At 35.3% G+C, this 20,346-nt stretch carries 16 protein-coding genes; 15 read left to right on the forward strand and 1 reads right to left on the reverse strand.

Going from position 1 to position 20,346, the window contains the following annotated elements; translation table 11 throughout:
- The first annotated feature begins 106 nt into the window (after positions 1 to 106).
- The 13 genes from LAU42_RS05155 to hfq all read left to right on the forward strand — a co-directional run bounded on the left by LAU42_RS05155 (position 107) and on the right by hfq (position 17,190).
- Positions 107 to 1,828, forward strand: coding sequence for an ABC transporter ATP-binding protein (locus tag LAU42_RS05155; RefSeq protein WP_338147635.1), 1,722 nt, complete (start codon positions 107 to 109; stop codon positions 1,826 to 1,828).
- Positions 1,812 to 3,671, forward strand: a complete 1,860-nt coding sequence (locus tag LAU42_RS05160; protein WP_338147636.1) for an ABC transporter ATP-binding protein — start codon at positions 1,812 to 1,814, stop codon at positions 3,669 to 3,671. Before LAU42_RS05155 ends, LAU42_RS05160 begins: the two co-directional genes overlap by 17 nt.
- 187 nt (positions 3,672 to 3,858) lie before the next feature.
- Positions 3,859 to 5,388: a tRNA (N6-isopentenyl adenosine(37)-C2)-methylthiotransferase MiaB gene (gene miaB, locus LAU42_RS05165; protein ID WP_224184744.1), complete on the forward strand. Its 1,530-nt coding sequence runs from the start codon at positions 3,859 to 3,861 to the stop codon at positions 5,386 to 5,388.
- Between the two features lie 2 nt (positions 5,389 to 5,390).
- Positions 5,391 to 5,816 (forward strand): YlbF/YmcA family competence regulator, encoded by a 426-nt coding sequence (locus LAU42_RS05170; protein ID WP_224184614.1) that lies wholly within the window; start codon positions 5,391 to 5,393, stop codon positions 5,814 to 5,816.
- Positions 5,817 to 5,905: 89 nt separating this feature from the next.
- Positions 5,906 to 8,434, forward strand: coding sequence for a DNA mismatch repair protein MutS (mutS, locus tag LAU42_RS05175; RefSeq protein WP_224184615.1), 2,529 nt, complete (start codon positions 5,906 to 5,908; stop codon positions 8,432 to 8,434).
- Positions 8,435 to 8,443: 9 nt separating this feature from the next.
- Positions 8,444 to 10,354, forward strand: a complete 1,911-nt coding sequence (gene mutL, locus LAU42_RS05180) for a DNA mismatch repair endonuclease MutL (RefSeq protein WP_224184616.1) — start codon at positions 8,444 to 8,446, stop codon at positions 10,352 to 10,354.
- Positions 10,354 to 10,890, forward strand: coding sequence for a glycerol-3-phosphate responsive antiterminator (locus LAU42_RS05185; RefSeq protein WP_224184617.1), 537 nt, complete (start codon positions 10,354 to 10,356; stop codon positions 10,888 to 10,890). The genes mutL and LAU42_RS05185 overlap by 1 nt, the downstream gene beginning before the upstream one ends.
- A 138-nt stretch (positions 10,891 to 11,028) precedes the next feature.
- Positions 11,029 to 11,847: an MIP/aquaporin family protein gene (locus LAU42_RS05190; protein ID WP_224184618.1), complete on the forward strand. Its 819-nt coding sequence runs from the start codon at positions 11,029 to 11,031 to the stop codon at positions 11,845 to 11,847.
- An 18-nt stretch (positions 11,848 to 11,865) separates the two neighbouring features.
- Positions 11,866 to 13,359: a glycerol kinase GlpK gene (gene glpK, locus LAU42_RS05195; protein WP_224184619.1), complete on the forward strand. Its 1,494-nt coding sequence runs from the start codon at positions 11,866 to 11,868 to the stop codon at positions 13,357 to 13,359.
- An 18-nt stretch (positions 13,360 to 13,377) separates the two neighbouring features.
- The gene (locus LAU42_RS05200) at positions 13,378 to 15,054 is read left to right on the forward strand and encodes a glycerol-3-phosphate dehydrogenase/oxidase (protein ID WP_224184620.1); all 1,677 of its coding nucleotides are present in this window, start codon (positions 13,378 to 13,380) and stop codon (positions 15,052 to 15,054) included.
- A 133-nt stretch (positions 15,055 to 15,187) separates the two neighbouring features.
- Positions 15,188 to 16,078 (forward strand): alpha/beta fold hydrolase, encoded by an 891-nt coding sequence (locus tag LAU42_RS05205; protein ID WP_224184621.1) that lies wholly within the window; start codon positions 15,188 to 15,190, stop codon positions 16,076 to 16,078.
- Entirely contained in the window at positions 16,071 to 17,009 is a 939-nt protein-coding gene (gene miaA / locus LAU42_RS05210; protein WP_224184622.1) for a tRNA (adenosine(37)-N6)-dimethylallyltransferase MiaA, read from the forward strand. The genes LAU42_RS05205 and miaA overlap by 8 nt, the downstream gene beginning before the upstream one ends.
- The gene (hfq, locus tag LAU42_RS05215) at positions 16,993 to 17,190 is read left to right on the forward strand and encodes an RNA chaperone Hfq (protein WP_224184623.1); all 198 of its coding nucleotides are present in this window, start codon (positions 16,993 to 16,995) and stop codon (positions 17,188 to 17,190) included. The genes miaA and hfq overlap by 17 nt, the downstream gene beginning before the upstream one ends.
- A gap of 48 nt (positions 17,191 to 17,238) precedes the next feature.
- Here hfq and LAU42_RS05220 read toward each other — a convergent pair whose 3' ends face one another.
- On the reverse strand, positions 17,239 to 17,712 hold the full coding sequence (locus LAU42_RS05220) for a glutathione peroxidase (RefSeq protein WP_224184624.1): 474 nt from the start codon (positions 17,710 to 17,712) through the stop codon (positions 17,239 to 17,241).
- Between the two features lie 58 nt (positions 17,713 to 17,770).
- On the opposite strand from LAU42_RS05220, the gene hflX reads away from it, so the two are divergent.
- Together hflX and LAU42_RS05230 are read left to right on the forward strand one after the other, a co-directional pair.
- Positions 17,771 to 19,048, forward strand: a complete 1,278-nt coding sequence (gene hflX / locus LAU42_RS05225) for a GTPase HflX (RefSeq protein ID WP_224184625.1) — start codon at positions 17,771 to 17,773, stop codon at positions 19,046 to 19,048.
- 5 nt (positions 19,049 to 19,053) lie between these two features.
- A complete protein-coding gene (locus LAU42_RS05230) occupies positions 19,054 to 20,313 on the forward strand; it encodes a methionine gamma-lyase family protein (RefSeq protein ID WP_224184626.1) in 1,260 nt (419 codons plus the stop codon).
- The last annotated feature ends 33 nt before the right edge of the window (positions 20,314 to 20,346 follow it).

Here is a 20,346-nt window from a genome sequence, read left to right on the forward strand (position 1 = left end):
ATTATTATACTTCATTTTTAAGAAAGTTGCGATAAATAGAGCATAAATTATACATTTCGGAAACCGATATGGCACAATAATATATAATACAGTTTATGGAGGGGAAATGATGAGAGAAATAATAAAATTTACTTTTCCATATCGTTTGTGGATTGTTATTGCTTTATTGCTTATGCTTGCAGAATTAGCAGTAGAACTCAGTCTCCCGATAATACTTTCATTTATCATCAATGATGGTTTGATGAAAGAAAATATGGATGCAACACGTTTTTATTTAATACTGCTACTCGTATTAAGCGCATTTGCGTTTATTTGTGGTGTAGTCAATTCCTTTATTGCAAGTCATGTTTGTCATGGTTTTTCATTCGACTTAAGAACTGCATTATTTAATAAAGTACAGCAATTTGCTTTAAAGCATATTGAAAAGTTTAAAACTTCAAGTTTAATTACGAGACTTACAAACGATGTCATCGCTTGTGAAATGGTATTGTTTATGAGCTTAAGGATAATGCTGAGAGCGCCGTTGCTCGTTTTAGGAAGCATTATTATGAGTTTTATCGTAGCGCCGCATTTAGCGTTATATTTACTTATCGGTGCACCATTAATATTTATTTTTTTATATTTTACATCTAAAAAAGGAATGCAAATTTTCCTGAAAGTTCAGGAGAAATTAGATCATCTTAATCGCAACGTACAGCAGAATTTATCCGCAGTACGAATGATTCGTGCAAATATGAGTGCGGATTATGAAACGATGAAGTTTGGCATTACTGCGTTATCGCTTAAAGATGATACAACAAAAGCACTTAAATTAATGGAGAGAATTTTACCGTTTCTGCTCATCGTTATGAATAGTTCATTGTTATTAATTATTTATATCGGAGCACTTGATATAACAGAAGGCGTTCTAAATGTAGGGGCGCTTGTTGCTGTGATCAATTATGCACTAAGAATGCAAGGTGGCTTTTCAATGTTTGCGTTCATTATCATTGCGTTTTCAAGAGCGAAAGCAAGTGCTGACAGAATGCAGGAAATTCTGCTGACTGAAACATCTTCAGATGATCATACAGAGCAAATTGAAATATCAGGTGGTGCTTCAGTATCATTCAGAAATGTTTCATTCAAATATCCACTGAGCCACCAATATGCACTTAAAGACATCACTTTTAATATAGATGCAGGTGAAAAATTTGTCATCATGGGGGCGACTGGTTCAGGAAAAAGTGCACTGCTGAGTTTGCTACCGAGAATGTATGATGTAAGTGAAGGGGAAATACTTATAAATGGCATTAATATTAAATCAATTGATACTAATATATTAAGAACAATGATTGGATACGTGCCACAACGGAACATTCTTTTTACGGGTAGTGTGTTTGATAACATTATATTCGGTAATCGTCAGGCAGAGACAGAAGACGTAACAGAGGCTACTAAAATTGCACAAGTCCATCAAAATATACTTGATTTTGATGATGCATATGGAACAAAAGTTGGCCAGGAAGGTGTAAATTTATCGGGTGGTCAAAAACAGCGCTTAGCGATTGCGAGAGCAGTGATTAAATCACCGAGTATACTTATTTTAGACGATAGTACGTCAGCACTTGATGTTCATACAGAAAATAATTTGTTCGAAGCATTATCAAAACTCAGTATGACAAGAATAATCGTTACACAGAAGATTCAAACAGCGAAAAGTGCAGATCATATACTCCTGCTGGATCAGGGAGAGATTGTTGCGTTCGGTACACATAACGCGTTACTTAAGTCGTCGCAACTGTATAAAGCAATCAATGATTCTCAGGAAAGAGGTGATTCAATTGATTAAATCTATATTAGGACACCCCGTCATCTTAACGAAAGAAGATATAAAAGAAAGTAAAGTTAAGAAAACGGATCAACGTGGTAACCCAATTGCAAAGTCTAAAAACTGGAAGTATTCGTTACGTCGAATATGGTCACTTATGGAAGGACAGAAATGGAAGCTGGCAGTTGTAATTATTTCCGTTATCATTTCCTCACTTTTAGGATTGTTAGGACCGTACTTAATCGGTAAACTAATTGACGATAAAATATTAACACAACGTTTTGATGGTATTGAGATTGATTTACTATTATTACTTCTTATCTTTACCGGACTCTCACTGTTTTCATATATTGCGGCGATATTAATGGTTACAATAGCACAAGTTGCAGTATACAAATTAAGAATGTTATTGTTCAGAAGTTTACAAAAATTACCGATACCTTTTTTCGATAAACGTCAGCACGGTGAACTGATGAGTCGTATGACGAATGATATCGATACGATATCGCAAGTGCTTAATTCATCATTCATACAATTTACATCATCAATTATTACAATTATCGGAACAATTATCGTTATGATAATGTTAAGTCCAATTTTGACATTGCTGACGATGCTGATCATACCTTTAATGTTTATTGCGATGCGATGGATTACGAATCGAACGAGTATATTATATAAAAGAAGACAAAAAGCAATAGGTGAAATGAACGGATATATAGAAGAAATTATATCAGGACAGGAAGTTGTTAAACTATTCACGAGAGAGCAGTATGTAATAGAAGGATTCAGTGAGAAAAATAAACAAGTGCGCGATACAAGTTACTGGTCAGTATCGTACTCCGGATTAATACCGAAAGTAATGAACTTCTTTAATAACTTATCGTTTGCGATTGTCGCCGGTATTGGCGGGATACTTGCGCTAAACGGACATAATATTACAGTAGGGACGATCGTTATATTTGCAGAGTATGCAAGACAATTTACAAGACCGTTAAACGACTTAGCAAACCAATTTAATACAGTATTATCTGCGTTAAGCGGTGCAGAACGTGTCTTCGAAATAATAGATACAGAGCCAGAAGAAGATATAAGTGGTATAAATGAAAAATTAAACATAAGTGGAAATATCGATTTTAACAATGTAACATTTAAATACAATGAACAACAGGAGCGACCGACGATTAATAATGTATCAATCAATTTAAAAACAGGAGAATCACTTGCATTAGTAGGTGCAACCGGTGCAGGAAAAACAACATTAATGCAGTTGTTAGCGCGTTTTTATGAAATAGGTCAAGGTACTATACAAATCGATGGTATCAATATTAAAGATATACCGAAAGCAACATTAAGAAGTCAAATGGCGTATGTATTACAGGATCCGTTTATATTTGATGGTACAATACGTGAAAACATTAAATATAGAAATCAGAATATCTCGGATGAAGTGATGATTCAAGCAGCAAAAGATGCAAATGCTTATGACTTTATTATGAGACTTGAACATGGCTTTGATACAGAAATCTCATTTGAAGCGACACATCTTTCTCAAGGGGAAAAACAACTTATCAACATCGCAAGAGCACTCATACTTGATCCGAGAATATTACTATTGGATGAAGCTACAAGTAATATAGATACGGTTACAGAAATGAAATTGCAGCAAGCGATAGAAAGACTAATGGAGAACAGAACGAGTATTATCATTGCACATCGATTAAATACGGTTAAAAAGGCAGATAAAATAGTCGTTCTGGAAAAAGGTGAAATTATTGAACAAGGGTATCAAAAAGATTTAATTGTATCAAATGGTGTTTATGCGAATATGTTAAAAAGTGGAGATGAAGCGTTGTTAGAATAAATTTCATCCGTCATTAATATATAAATGACGGATGAAATTGTAGTTGAAGCATATTAAAAATAAAAATATATCGTAGTACAATCAAGAATATTACGAAACGCCTACAAAAGTAAAAATGCTTTGAAAATCTATGTTTAAACCTTTATACTATAGTAATGATATTATGAATAAAATGGGGTTATATAAAATGAACGAAGAAGGAAGATTACAAAGGTCAGATGCGAAAGTAAATGCTGTTCCTGAAAAAGATTACAGCAAATATTTTGAGCATGTTTATCAAGGACCAAATTTAAAAGAAGCAAAGCGTCGAGGCAAAGAAGACGTAAAGTATCATAACGATTTCAAAATTGATGAGCAATATCGTGGATTAGGTCGTGGTCGTAAATTCTTCATCCGTACTTATGGTTGTCAGATGAATGAACATGATACAGAAGTAATGGCAGGTATTTTTGAGGCTTTAGAATATGAAGCGACGACTGATGTAAATGAAGCGGATGTTATTTTATTAAACACGTGTGCGATTCGTGAGAACGCTGAGAATAAAGTTTTTGGTGAAATCGGTAATTTGAAACACATTAAACAGGCGAAACCTGATGTGCTTATCGGTGTATGTGGCTGTATGTCACAGGAAGAATCTGTTGTAAATAAAATTTTAAAATCATATCAAAACGTTGACATGATTTTTGGAACGCATAATATTCACCGTTTACCAGCAATTTTAGATGAAGCATATATGTCTAAGGCGATGGTCGTTGAAGTATGGAGTAAAGAAGGTGACGTAATTGAAAACCTTCCTAAATCACGTTTAGGTGATACGAAAGCATGGGTTAATATTATGTATGGTTGTGATAAATTCTGTACATACTGTATCGTACCGTTTACACGTGGTAAAGAGCGTAGCCGTATGCCAGAAGAAATTATTGCAGAAGTACGTGACCTTGCACGTCGTGGGTATAAGGAGATTTGTCTTCTCGGGCAGAACGTTAACGCATATGGAAAAGATATTGAAGGTTTAAATTACGGTTTAGGTGATTTACTTGCGGATATCCAGAAAATTGATATTCCACGTGTTCGCTTTACAACGAGTCATCCGTGGGACTTTGATGATCGATTAATTGAAGTAATTGCAGCAGGTGGCAATATCGTGCCGCATATTCATTTACCTGTTCAAAGTGGGAATAATGAAGTACTTAAAATTATGGGACGTAAATATACACGAGAAAGTTATTTAGAGCTGATCGGTAAAATTAAGCGTGCGATGCCGGATGTAGCATTAACGACTGATATTATCGTTGGTTATCCGAACGAAACAGAAGAGCAGTTCCAGGAAACATTATCATTGTATGAAGCAGTTCAATTTGATCATGCATATACGTATTTATATTCACCACGTGAAGGGACTCCGGCAGCAAAAATGAAAGACAACGTTCCGATGCGCGAAAAGAAAGATCGTCTGCAGCGTTTAAATAAACTTGTAGGTGATTATACTGAGCGAGCGTTATCTAAATATTTAAATGAAGAAGTTATTGTGCTTTGTGAAGGGCCTTCAAAGAAAAATGATGAGATCTTAGCTGGTTATACAGAGAAGAACAAACTCGTAAACTTTAAAGGACCTAAAGAAGCTATTGGTCAATTTGTAAAATTGAAAGTAACTGAGACGAAACAATATTCAATGAACGGTGAAATGATTGAAATAATAAAACCATTAGAGGTGTAGATATGTATACAAACGATGAAATTTTAGCAAAAGCAAAAGAACTTGGTAAAATGATGGCAGAAACAGAAGCGGTTGAATTTTTCAAACGTGCCGAAGCACAAATTCATGAAACGCAAGTCGTTCGTGAAAAGATGGCATCTTTAAAATCATTACAGAAACAAGCTGTGAATTTTGAGCAGTACGGTAAGGAAAAAGCATTAGGTATGGTTGAAGAGAAGATTGCTAAAGTTGAAGCAGAACTTGATGAAATGCCGATTGTTGACCAATTTAAAGAAGCGCAGTTTGAAGTGAACGGCTTACTTCAAATGGTATCACATGCCATTAGCCAAACAGTAACAGATGAAATTATTATTTCAACAGGTGGCGATTTATTAACAGGTGAAACAGGCGCGGAAAAAGCAAACGCAGCACCTGGTTGTGGAAATTAATAATAATATAAAGGGGTTGAGACGATTTTGTCTGAACCTCTTTTTTAGACAATTCCAATTTTGAAAATAAGAAATAAAGGATTGAGATTATGTCAAAGCCAACACCAATGATGACGCAATACTTACAAATGAAAGAACAATATAAAGACTGTATTTTATTTTTCAGACTCGGCGATTTTTATGAGATGTTTTATGAAGATGCAGAATTAACAGCGAAAGAACTTGAAATCACACTTACGCGTCGAGATAAAAAAAATAATATACCAATGTGTGGCGTGCCACATCACTCAGCGAAAGCATATATTGAAAGATTAATCGAAAAAGGATATAAAGTTGCAATTGCTGAACAGATGGAAGACCCAAAGCAAGTTAAAGGTATGGTCAAACGTGAAGTTGTAAAAATTATCACACCTGGTACAGTAATGGATGACATGATCAGCGAGAATGAAAGTAATTATATTGCGAGTATTTATTATGAGGATTCATTTACTATTGCATATAGTGATGTTTCAACTGGTGAGTTAAAAGTAACACAATTAAGTGAAGATGAAATGCTGAATGAACTTGCATCAGTAAATCCGAAAGAAATTATTACGAATATTCATCTGAATGAAGTATTACTTTCGAAAATTAAGATGATCACTGAAGTTATTTCTCGTTTTGAGATAAATGATACGTTTGAACAGGCGAAAAGTGTAAGTGAAGCGATGCAACCTGCTGTAAATTTGCTGTTATCTTATATACAATACACGCAGATGAGTGCACTCGTGCATATTGATAATGCAGTACATTATGAACCAGTTCATTACATGCGTCTCGATATGTATGCAAAGCGTAATTTAGAGTTAACAGAAAGTATTCGTCATAAAAATAAGAAAGGTACGTTGTTATCTATCTTTAATCAATGTAAAACACCGATGGGGAATCGATTAGTAAAGGAATGGATAGAGCGTCCACTTCTGAATCAGCATGAAATCGAAATTAGACATAATGGTGTAGAGCTATTTAATAATCATTTCATTTTAAGACATGAATTACGAGAAGCTTTAACACATGTCTATGATATTGAACGATTAGCAGGGCGCGTACAGTTCGGTAATGTAACTGCAAAGGATTTAATTCAGTTAAAGTATTCATTAGAGCAATTACCTGTGATTCATAAGTTACTTACACCTCATAAAGCTGTCATTCATACACTCGATAATATTGATGCGCTCTCACCTTTATATGAAACGCTAGAGTCGAGCTTACTTGACGAAGCGCCAACTTCAATTAAAGAAGGTGGTATATTTAAAGATGGATTTAACAAGGATATTGATGATTTAAGATTCGCATCAAAAAATGGTAAACAGTGGCTCAATGAACTGCAGGCGAAAGAACGTGAACGTACAGGTGTAAAATCATTAAAAATTGGTTACAATAAAGTTTTTGGATACTATATTGAGATTTCTAAGGCTAACCTTGTCAATTTAGATGTAGAAGCATTTGGATATAATAGAAAACAGACGTTGAGTAATGCTGAAAGGTTTATTACGGATGAACTTAAGGAAAAAGAATCTCTTATTCTCGGTGCAGAAGATAAATTAATGAATTTAGAATACGAACTGTTTATTAAATTGAGAGATTATGTGAAGTCGTTTATTTTAAACTTGAAGCAGCAAGCGAAAAATATTGCCGTACTTGACTGTCTGCAGAACTTTAGTGAAGTTGCTGTAAAACATCAATATGTGAAGCCGGTTATTTCAAGTACAAAAACTTTAAACTTAAAGGATGCCAGACATCCTGTAGTAGAAACAGTTATGGAAAGAGACCAGTATGTCGCAAATGACTGTTTACTCGATACACATACATTTATATATTTAATAACTGGACCGAACATGAGCGGTAAAAGCACATATATGAGACAAGTTGCGCTTATTAGTATTATGGCGCAAATGGGTGCATACGTTCCGGCGTCATTTGCTGAAGTGCCGATATTCGATCAAATTTTTACTAGAATTGGAGCTGCAGATGATTTAGTTTCAGGTCAAAGTACTTTTATGGTAGAAATGCTGGAAGCGAAAAACGCACTACAAAATGCAACTGAAAACAGTTTAATTATATTTGATGAAATAGGTCGTGGAACTAGTACATATGATGGGTTATCATTAGCACAGTCGATGATTGAGTATGTTCATAATAAGATAGGGGCAAAAACACTTTTCTCAACACATTATCATGAACTTGTAGATTTAGAAAAGTCACTGGACGGTTTAAATAATATTCATGTGGCAGCGAAAGAGTATAATGGTGAGTTGATATTCTTACATAAAATTATGCCAGGTGCTGTTGAAAACAGCTATGGTATACATGTTGCAAAGCTTGCACAATTACCGGATGATATTATTGAGCGTTCACGTGAATTATTAGAAGCATTTGAACAAAACGATACTACGAAGCATCAAAGTACAATTAAAGAAACTCAACCATCATTTGATCTGTTCAATGACACGCATATTCCTGAGGCGAAACATGAATATGAATCGATTATTAAAGATATAGAAAAATTATCTATAGATACATTAACGCCGGTAGAAGCGTTACTGAAGTTACAGGAACTTAAATCCCGATTAAAGTAGGTGAATTACATGGGAGTTATAAAAGCACTACATAGCTCGATAAGCAATAAAATTGCAGCAGGAGAAGTAATTGAACGCCCGCAGTCAGTTGTAAAAGAGCTCGTTGAAAATGCAATTGATGCAGGAAGTACGGTCATTACTGTTGAAGTTGTAGAAGCGGGTTTAAATAAAATAAAAGTTACGGATAACGGTTCAGGTATACAGGAAGACGATCTTGAACTGATGTTTATGAGACATGCAACGAGTAAAATCGAAAATGATCATGATTTATTTCATATCCGCTCACTTGGGTTCAGGGGTGAAGCTTTAGCTTCAATCGCTTCTGTTAGTAAAGTACGCGTTATTACGTGTTATGATGGGGAAATAGGCCGTCAAATCGATGTAATTGACGGAGAAATAGTGAATAAGACGTTAGCACATGCGCGACAAGGTACGGAGATTTCAGTTGAAGCACTATTTTACAATACGCCTGCGCGCCTTAAATATGTGAAAAGTTTGCATACGGAACTCGGGAAAATTACGGATATTATGAATCGATTTATTATGAGTTTTCCACATATTAGATTTACTTTGGTCAGTGATGAAAAAGTGTTAATTAATTCGAGTGGTAATGGTAATATGCAGGAAGCAATGTCGAAGATATATGGTATGAAAATTGCGCAGGACCTCGTTGAAATTAATGGTGAAACTGGAGACTATAAAGTGACAGGTTATATAGCGAAACCAGAACATACGAGAAGTAATCGTCATTATATGTCACTATTTATCAATGGAAGATATATTAAGAATTTCATGCTTACGAAAGCGATTCTTGAAGGGTATCATACATTACTGCCAGTTGGTCGATTTCCGGTGCTTGCGATACATATAACGATGGACCCGGCACTTGTAGATGTAAATGTCCACCCTACAAAACAGGAAGTAAGATTATCGAAAGAACCACAACTTATGGCGTTAATATCGCAACTAATAAAAGAAAAAATCTGGCAGCAAAATTTAATTCCAAAAGTTGAGAAAAAATCGGTTCTTGAGCAATTTAAACAGCAAAAGTTCGAATATGATCTCAAAAATAAGTCACATAAAGATGAATTAAACCAAATTGTACAGGAAAGTAATGAATCTGTGGAAGCTACTGAGCCGATATTACAAAAGGAAGAGACGAAACAAATTCTCAATTATGAGAATAATGATCGCGATAAAGCAAATGATTCAAATTCTGTGAAAGAATTATTCAGGGAAACAATTGCGTTTCAGGATAAAACGGCAGATGAGCCTATTCATTCTGGAGATAACTCTGAACGAACTAAAAGCGTTCACGATGAAAAACAATTACCAGAACGTTCAATCCCATATATGGAAGTCGTTGGACAAGTACATGGGACGTATATTATTGCACAAAATGATGAAGGCATGTATATGATTGACCAGCATGCAGCACAAGAGCGCATTAAATATGAGTATTTCAAAGCGCGTATTGGTGATGTCGGTATGGAGATGCAGTCACTCTTAATTCCGGTTACGATAAATTTAAGCACTGATGAAGCAATCAATATTCAGAAAATAAAACCTCTACTCGAAGACATTGGTATAACACTCGAGCATTTCGGAGGTAATGATTACGTCATTAATGAAGTGCCAGTCTGGTTTCCGGAGCAATACGAAGAAACGCTGCAGGAACTTATTGATTTTGCATTTGACAATAAACGCATTGATTTGAATAAATTTAGAGAAGAAACAGCAATAATGATGAGTTGTAAAAAGTCGATAAAAGCAAATCATTATTTACGAATAGATGATATGAATTACTTAATTCAGGAACTGGCTGAAACGAAGGAACCTTATACATGTCCACATGGACGACCGATAATTATACAATTTACAACTTATGAATTAGAAAAATTATTTAAGAGAGTGATGTAATGATACTGCCTGCGATTCGATCAATGAAAGATTTAGAAAAATTTATAAAAACGAGCTACGATACGTGTGTCATTTTGGACGTGCATATCGGACATGTTAGTAATTACATTAATATATTAAAAGCAAATCAAAAATCTGCATTCATTCATATAGATTTGATCAAAGGGATGTCTACAGATGAATTTGCGGCTGAATATATTATCCAGAAGTATAAAGTGGATGGCATTGTTTCCACTAAACCAAAAATAATAAAACGTGCAAAGCAACTCGGTGTTAAGACGATATTACGCACATTTATTATAGATTCAAGTGCATTAAAGAAAAGTTATGCATTAATTGAAGCAGCAGATCCCGATTATGTTGAAGTATTACCTGGTGTTCTTTACAAAGCTATCTCAAATATTCACAAAGTGACGGGTAAACGCATTATTGCTGGTGGACTTATTGAAGACAAAAATGAAGTGAGAAAAGCATTGGAAGCGGGTGCACAATGTGTAACGACGAGTAATTCTACATTATGGAAAGATTGTGAATAAATAGATTGACACCGTTTTCAATTTTATGTATGATGGTTACAAGTTAATAATTTGGGACGAGTATAAGAGACCTCTAATAAACGTATTAGGGGTCTTTTTGTCTTTTTTTAACTAAATTAATTTTTGAGGAGTGGATTTATGAGTCATTTTATCGGGGAATTAGTGGGAACGGTTGTATTAATTTTGTTTGGCTGTGGTGTGAATGCAAACGTAAATTTAAAAGGCACTTATGCAAAAGGAGCTGACTGGATTGTTATTGCATTCGGATGGGGATTAGCAGTTGTAATGGGTGTTTACGCTGTCGGTTCGATTTCGGGTGCACATCTTAATCCGGCAGTAACGCTCGGAATGGCTGTAGACGGTAGTCTTCCTTGGCGTGAGGTCATTCCATACATTTCAGGGCAGATGATCGGTGGTGTAATCGGTGCTGCACTCGTATGGTTCCAGTTTATGCCGCACTTTAAAGAAGAAGAGGATGCAGGAACGAAATTAGGGGTGTTTGCAACTGGCCCTGCATATCCAAACTATGTATCAAATTTCGTGTCAGAAATAATCGGTACAGCTATTTTACTTATGGCATTATTGTTTATCGGTGGTAACAAATTCTCAGAAGGTTTAAATCCACTAGTAGTTGGGGCATTAATTATTGCGATTGGCTTAAGTTTAGGTGGAACTACAGGATATGCAATTAACCCGGCACGTGACTGGGGTCCGCGTATTGCACATACGATTTTACCGATACCAGGTAAAGGACATTCAAACTGGAAATATGCAGTTGTACCAATGGTCGGTCCAATGGTAGGTGCAATATTTGGTACTACTTTATATCATGTATTATTTAAATCAGATCAATTTGTCATGTTTATTATTTCAATCGTATTAATTGTTTTAACACTTATTTTAGGTGTAGTCTTAAATAAAGCAATCTTAAAGAATGAAAAAGTAGATCTATTATAAAACAAAAGGGTGATGACTATGGAAAAGTATATTTTATCGATTGATCAAGGTACAACGAGTACACGCGTAATTTTATTTAATAAAGATGGAGAGATTAAAGGGGTTTCCCAACGCGAATTCACACAACATTTTCCGAAAGCTGGATGGGTGGAACATGATGCGAATGAAATTTGGTCAACTGTACTTTCATGTTTCGCATCTGTTTTAACTGAATCTAATATTAAACCAGATCAAATTGCAGGTATCGGTATTACGAACCAACGTGAAACGACTGTTGTCTGGGACAAAACAACTGAACGTCCAATTTACAATGCAATTGTATGGCAATCTCGTCAGACACAGGATATTTGTAATGACTTAAAGGATAAAGGTTTAGAAGATGAATTCCGTGATAAAACTGGATTATTATTAGATCCTTACTTCTCAGGAACGAAAGTAAAGTGGATTCTTGATAATGTTGAAGGTGCCCGTGAAAAAGCTGAGAATGGTGACTTACTATTTGGAACAATTGATTCATGGCTCGTTTGGAAGCTTTCTGGCTGTAAAGTACATGTAACGGATTATTCGAATGCTAGTAGAACGTTAATGTACAACATTCATGAGCTGAAATGGGATGAGAAGTTATTAGAATATTTAACTGTTCCTGCTTCAATGCTGCCAGACGTTCGTCCTTCAAGTGAAGTTTATGGTAAAACTGCAAATCATCATTTCTTCGGACATCAGATTCCGATATCAGGTATTGCCGGGGATCAGCAAGCCGCATTATTCGGACAAGCTTGTTTCGAGTCAGGAGAAGCTAAAAACACATATGGTACTGGATGTTTCATGTTAATGAATACAGGTGAAAAAGCAGTTAAAAGTGAGAATGGTTTATTAACAACGCTTGCATATGGTATTGATGGAAAAGTTAATTATGCATTAGAAGGATCGATTTTTGTAGCAGGTAGTGCAATTCAATGGCTACGAGATGGTATGCGTATGATTCAGGATGTACCTCAAAGTGAAGCTTATGCAACACAAGTGACAGATGCAGATGGTGTTTATGTTGTACCAGCATTTGTAGGATTAGGTACACCTTACTGGGACTCTGAAGCACGAGGTGCTGTATTTGGATTGACGCGTGGTACAAAGAAAGAACACTTTATCCGTGCAACACTTGAATCATTAGCGTATCAAACACGTGACGTATTAGATGCAATGGAAAAGGATGCGAAAATTGAACTTAAAACATTACGTGTAGATGGTGGTGCAGTTAAAAATGATTTCTTAATGCAATTCCAGTCTGATATTTTAGATGTTCCTGTAGAGCGTCCTGAAATTAACGAAACAACTGCATTAGGTGCAGCTTATTTAGCAGGTCTTGCAGTTGGTTACTGGGAATCAAAAGAAGAAATCCGAAATCGCTGGAATTTAGAAAAACAATTTGATCCAAAGATGGACGAAACAAAGAGAGAAGATTTATATAAAGGATGGCAAACTGCCGTTAAAGCTACACAAGTATTTAAAAAATAAAAATCTGGAGGAATTATAATGCAACTTTCAAGTCTGAATAGAAATCAAACTTTGAACAAAATGAAAAACAATACGTATGATGTCGTTGTTATCGGTGGGGGAATTACTGGTGCTGGAATTGCACTGGATGCAGCTCAGCGCGGTATGAAAGTCGCACTTGTTGAAATGCAGGATTTTGCAAGTGGTACATCATCACGCTCAACGAAACTTGTTCATGGTGGATTACGTTACTTAAAACAGCTGCAAATTGGTGTTGTAAGTGAGACTGGGAAAGAAAGAGCGATTGTATATGAGAATGGACCACATGTAACGACACCAGAATGGATGCTCTTACCGATGCATAAAGGCGGTACATTTGGACCGACAACAACGTCTCTTGCATTAAAAGTATATGATTATTTAGCGGGTGTGAAAAAATCAGAAAGAAGAACGATGCTTTCTGCAAAAGAAACGTTAAATAAAGAGCCACTTGTTAAAAGTAAAGGATTAAAAGGTGGCGGCTATTACGTTGAATATAAAACTGACGATGCGCGAATGACAATCGAAGTAATGAAGCGTGCAGCTGAATTTGGTGCTGATATATTAAATTATACGAAGGCAGCAGGATTCACTTATAATAAGAAGAAAAAAGTTGATGGTATCGAAGCAATTGATACGATAACTAATACAAAGTTTACGATTAAAGCACTTAAAGTAGTCAATGCATCAGGACCTTGGGTAGATGAAGTGCGTGGCGCAGATTATTCTAAAAACAATAAGCAATTACGCCTGACTAAAGGGATTCACCTCGTGTTCGATGAAAGTGTATTTCCGCTTAAACAAGCTGTTTATTTCGATACAGAAAGTGACAAGCGTATGATATTTGCAATTCCGAGAGATGGAAAAACTTATGTCGGAACGACGGATACTTTTTATAATAACGATAAAACGAGTCCTAAAGTGACACAGGAGGATCGTGATTATATTATAGATGCAATTAATTATATGTTCCCAACTGTAAATGTTCAGGATAGCGATATTGAATCGACATGGGCTGGTATTAGACCGTTAATTCTTGAAAAAGGGAAAGATCCATCTGAAATTTCACGTAAGGATGAAATATGGGAAGGAAAATCAGGCCTTCTCACAATAGCCGGTGGTAAATTAACAGGGTATCGCCATATGGCTCAGGATATTGTTGATCTTGTTGCGAAACGTTTAAAAGAAGAGCATAAATTAACGTTCAAAGAAAGCAATACGAAACATACAACGATGTCAGGTGGAGATGTTGGTGGCAGCTCAAACTTTGCTAACTTCATTGAGCAAAACCTTAAACCGGAAATGTATCACTATTTACCAGAAAGCGACCAACGCTTCCTGATTAAAAAGTACGGCTCAAACGTTGATAAATTGTTCAGTATTGCACATGCGAAACATGAAACTTTTGTTAATGGTATGCCTTTATCTTATTATGCACAGCTTGTCTATACGGTGCAGGAAGAAATGGTTATGAAGCCTACAGATTTCTTAACGAGACGAACAGGAGATTTATATTTCAATATAAATAATGTAGAAAAATATAAAGATGCTGTAATAGAAACGATGGCAAAATTATTAAATTATGATAACGCACAAATTACGGAGTATTCACGTGAATTAGAACAGAAAATTCACGAAGCAAAAGCACCATCTATTCAAGTATCTGTGGAATCATAAGAAATTTATTCGAGAGATAGAGACTTAAGTCTCTATCTTTTTTCGATTAACAGACGAAAATTTTTGTCACAGCCTTTTAATATTGTGACGTTTCAATTGTTTTTCTTTATAATAGAATTGAGGTGAAATTGTAATGATAACGAAGAAGTTAATCACACTTAAAGATAATACACGAATAGAATATAAATTATACCGCTGTAATGATGCAAAAGGTGTGATACAAATGCTGCATGGTATGGCTGAGCATATGGAGCGATACGAACCGGTATGTAAGTATTTTAACGATCTGGGCTATGATGTTCTGATTCATAATCACCGTGGACATGGAGAGAATATCGATGAAAAATTAAGAGGACATTTTCCATCTGTTGATACATTAGTCAAAGATGCATATGAAATATTTGAGACATTCGCATTCAAAGGAGAGCATGTTTTATTTGGTCATTCTATGGGCAGTATTGTAGCGCGAAAATATGTGATCCAATACCCTGGATTGTTTGATAAGCTGATTTTATCAGGAACTAGTTTTTATAATAAAAAGTTTGAAGCAGCGTCTATGATTTTAAAGCCTTTACTCAAAATTCACCCTGAAAATAAAAAGCTCGATTTTGTAAATATGATTACGTTGAGAGATTTTAATAAGTCATTTAAACCGCTTCGAACAGAAAGTGACTGGCTCAGTTTTAACGAAGATAATGTCGATGCATTTATTAACGATCCTTATACGGGTTTCAATATGTCAATCGGTGCGCTCAATTCAATAAATGAATCATTGAAGTATGTCAGCAGAAAACAGAATGTTAAGCGCATGAATAAATCCCTTAAAGTATTATTAGTTGCAGGGAACGATGATCCATTTTCTAATTTTGGTAAAGGTGTTATAAAAACAGGGAAGCTGTTTAAAAGTTGTGGTATTACACATGTATATTTACAGTTATATGAACATGCACGCCATGAAGTGCTATTTGAGCGAAATCAGCGAGAAGTATTAAATAATATGAGAAAGTGGTTAAGTTATGAATAAAATTCCGTTAATTGTTATCGTTGGACCTACTGCTGTTGGTAAAACTGCATTAAGTATTGAAGTAGCAAAAGCTGTAAATGGTGAAATAATAAGTGGAGATGCTATTCAAGTATACAGAGGTATGGACATCGGTAGTGCAAAGATTAGCGAGGAAGAAATGGATGGTATTCCACACCATTTAATTGATATAAAGAATCCGGACGAAACGTATTCAGCAGCTGAATTTAAAGCACATGCAGAATATTTAATTGAAGATATTTATACCCGCGGCAAAATACCGATGATCGTTGGTGGTACAGGATTATATATTCAAAGTGTATTATATGAATATGAGTTTGTTGAAGAAGATAAAAATAAAAAAGCAAAACTAATGGATCAATACGAACAATATGATAAAGATGCTTTATATGAAATATTGCTGAATAAAGATCCACTTGCAGCAGAGCAAATTCATAAAAATAATCGTCAACGTGTATTACGTGCCATTACATATTTTGATATGCACGAAACATCTATAACGAACCAGAAAAAAAGTCAGACATTAAGTTCAAAGTATGATACATTAATTATAGGACTTAATATGCCGCGTCCTAAATTATATGATAGAATCAACCATCGTGTATTACTCATGATAGAACAAGGACTTGTTCAGGAAGTGAGTACATTGTTAAGTAAAGGCTATAGAGGGAAACAAAGCATGACTGCAATAGGATATAAAGAGATAATTCCTTATATAGATGGAGAAGTTTCATTGAATCAAGCGGTAGAAAGTTTGCAGCAAAATTCTAGGAATTTCGCAAAGCGTCAATTGACGTGGTTTAATAACCAGATGGCAATTGAATGGTTTGACACTTCTGAGTTAACGATTGGATCAATCGTTGAACAAATTACAACAAATATAAAGGGGAATTATAATGACGAATACAGCTAACCTGCAGGATACATTTTTAGACAACTACAAAGAGAATCAGCAGGAAATAACAGTCTTTTTAACGAATGGGTTTCAGATGAAAGGGACTGTACTGGACTACGATAAGTACGTTATATTACTGAAAGTCGGAGACAAACAAAATTTAATTTACAAACATGCAATCAGTACATTTGTAGAATAATATACTCAATAATAAAGAACAACTCCTAATCGGAATTGTTCTATTTTTTTACAAATATTTTTCGATATACTGTTTTAGTTGCTCTGGTGTTTTAGTTGGTGCGAAACGCTCAACAACGTTACCTTCACGATCGATTAAAAATTTCGTGAAGTTCCATTTTATTTTATTTCCCATAAGACCTTTAGTCTCATCTTTCAAATACTTAAATAAAGGGTGTGCCTCATCACCGTTTACATTAATCTTTTCATGAATTGGAAATGTAACCCCATAGTTCAATCTGCAGTTTTGTTCAGCTTCTGCTCCGCTTCCGGGTTCCTGGCCACCGAACTGATTACAAGGGAATCCAAGTACTGTGAATGATTGATCCTTATATTGCTGGAATAGTTTTTCCAGTCCATCAAACTGTTTTGTAAATCCACACTCACTTGCAGTATTAACGATAAGTAGTACTTGTCCTTTATACTTTGATAAAGTATAATCCTCGTGATTGGCTTTCGTTACGGTAATATCATAAATCGACATAAATTCGCATCCTTTCAAAATATGTTAAAATGAAGTATCAATCATTTGAGGTGGAACATTGAAAGATACTAATATATCAATTGAACGTGCTCTTATTATAGCAGTTCATTTAAAAAAGGACGACGAATTTAACTTTAATGAATCTGTAAATGAACTTAAGTCACTCTGTGAAACAGCTGGGCTTTATGTTACAGGTGAAATTATTCAGAATAAAGATAGAACGGACAACCAATATTACCTTGGTAAAGGTAAAGTTGAAGAAATTGTAGCATTGCGTGATCGTGAAGACGTGGAATTTGATATTGTAGTCGTCAACAGTGAATTAACGACAAGTCAGTCTAAACACTTGAATGAAGTGTTGGACTGTAAAATTATTGACCGTACACAGTTGATTCTTGATATTTTTGCGCAACGTGCAAAAAGCAGGGAAGGTAAACTGCAGGTGGAACTTGCGCAGTTGGAATATTTATTGCCAAGATTATCAGGCCACGGTTTAAGCTTATCCAGACTTGGTGGAGGTATCGGTACGCGTGGACCTGGTGAGACAAAGCTGGAAATGAATAGGCGTCATATTAGAAGTCGGATTCATGATATAAAAATACAGCTGGAAACGATTAAGCAGCATCGCAAGCGCTATAGAGAAAACCGAAAAAAAAGAAATGTATTTCAAGTTGCGCTCGTTGGATATACGAATGCCGGGAAATCTTCATGGTTTAATGCGCTCTCCGATAGTGAAACATATATGGAAGATTTATTATTTGCCACGCTTGATCCGAAAAGTAAAATTATGAAACTACACGAAGGCTATCCTGTATTACTGAGTGACACTGTTGGCTTTATTCAGCAGCTGCCAACACATTTAATCGAAGCTTTCAGTTCAACATTAGAAGAAGCAAAATATGCGGATATTTTAATTCATGTCGTCGATAGAAGTCATCCAAACTATTTGAATCATATCGATACTGTTTTAAATTTATTGAAGGAACTTGATATGGAAAAGATTCCTATGCTCACATTATTAAATAAAAAGGATAAGATCGATACTTTTGTTTCACCAACAGGGAATGATCAGCTCGTTGTGTCAGTTTATGATAATGAAGATCAGCACCATATTCATGAGCAGCTGATTAAGATGATGCAGCGATCAATGAAGCAATACGCAATTCAAATTCAAGATGATGCAGGGCAATGGATTGCATATTTAAAGGAAAATACATTAACGACAGATGTTACCTATAATGAAATTACGAATTTGTACGAAGTATTAGGTTATGAACATGACCAGGAAGGTATTATCGATAAATTATTAAGAAATGAACATATAAAGAGGTTATAAATTAAATGAATATTACTGAAAATAGACAATTACAGCAATTAATTGAACAAAATGAGATGAAAATTGAGCCTGTTTTTAAAAAAATAGATCAAGTAGCATTATTCAATCAGAAGAAAGTACTTGATGCTTTTAATGAAATTAAAATAACCGATGCAGATTTAGGTGGGACGAATGGTTACGGTTATGATGATAGTGGTCGCGATAATCTGGAAGCTGTTTATGCACAAGTCTTTAAAGCAGAAGATGCAATCGTAAGACCACAAGTAATCAGTGGCACGCATGCGATAACGCTTGCTTTAAGTGCAAATTTAAAGCATGGCGATGAATTGATCTACATTACAGGTAAACCGTATGACACGTTACTTGAAGTCGTTGGTGTCACAGGTAATGGTATTGGATCACTCATTGAAAACGGCGTGTCATATAAAGACATAGCGCTTCTTAATGATGAAATCGATATCGAGCGTGTACTTCAATCTATTACAAAGAAAACGAAAGTTATCGGAATACAACGCTCAAAAGGGTACAGTTCACGTAAGTCGTTAACCGTAAATCAAATCGGTGAAGCAATTCAAGCGATAAAAGCAGTGCATCCGAATATTATTATATTTGTTGATAACTGCTACGGAGAATTTACTGAATATAGAGAACCGATTGAAGTCGGTGCAGACATTATAGCGGGATCCCTTATTAAAAACCCAGGTGGTGGATTATGTAAGATTGGTGGTTATATTGCTGGACGTAAAGATTTAATTGAACGTGTCGGGTACCGATTAACTGCACCCGGAATTGGTAAAGAAGCGGGTGCCTCACTTTACAGTCTGCACGAAATGTATCAAGGCTTTTTCTTAAGTCCGCACGTTGTCAGTCAGTCATTAAAAGGTGCAGTATTTACAAGTGCAATGTTACAGTCACTGAATATGAATACGACACCAAAGTGGGATGACGAAAGAACGGATTTAATACAATCTGTCATCTTTAACGATAAAGAAAAGATGATCACATTTACACAGGCAATACAAATGGCATCTCCAATTAACTCTCAATATCTACCGATGCCAGCGTATATGCCGGGGTATACAGATGATGTAATTATGGCAGCAGGTACATTTATTCAGGGTGCTTCTATAGAATTAACCGCGGATGGTCCGATACGTGCACCATATGAAGTATATGTGCAAGGTGGATTAACATATGAGCATGTTAAGCTTGCAATTATAAAAGCAATAGAAATATTAATTGAAAAGAACATAATATCATTATAAAATAATCCATGTAAGGTTTCCTTACATGGATTT

This window comes from Macrococcus armenti (assembly GCF_020097135.1).
GTDB lineage: Bacteria > Bacillota > Bacilli > Staphylococcales > Staphylococcaceae > Macrococcoides > Macrococcoides armenti.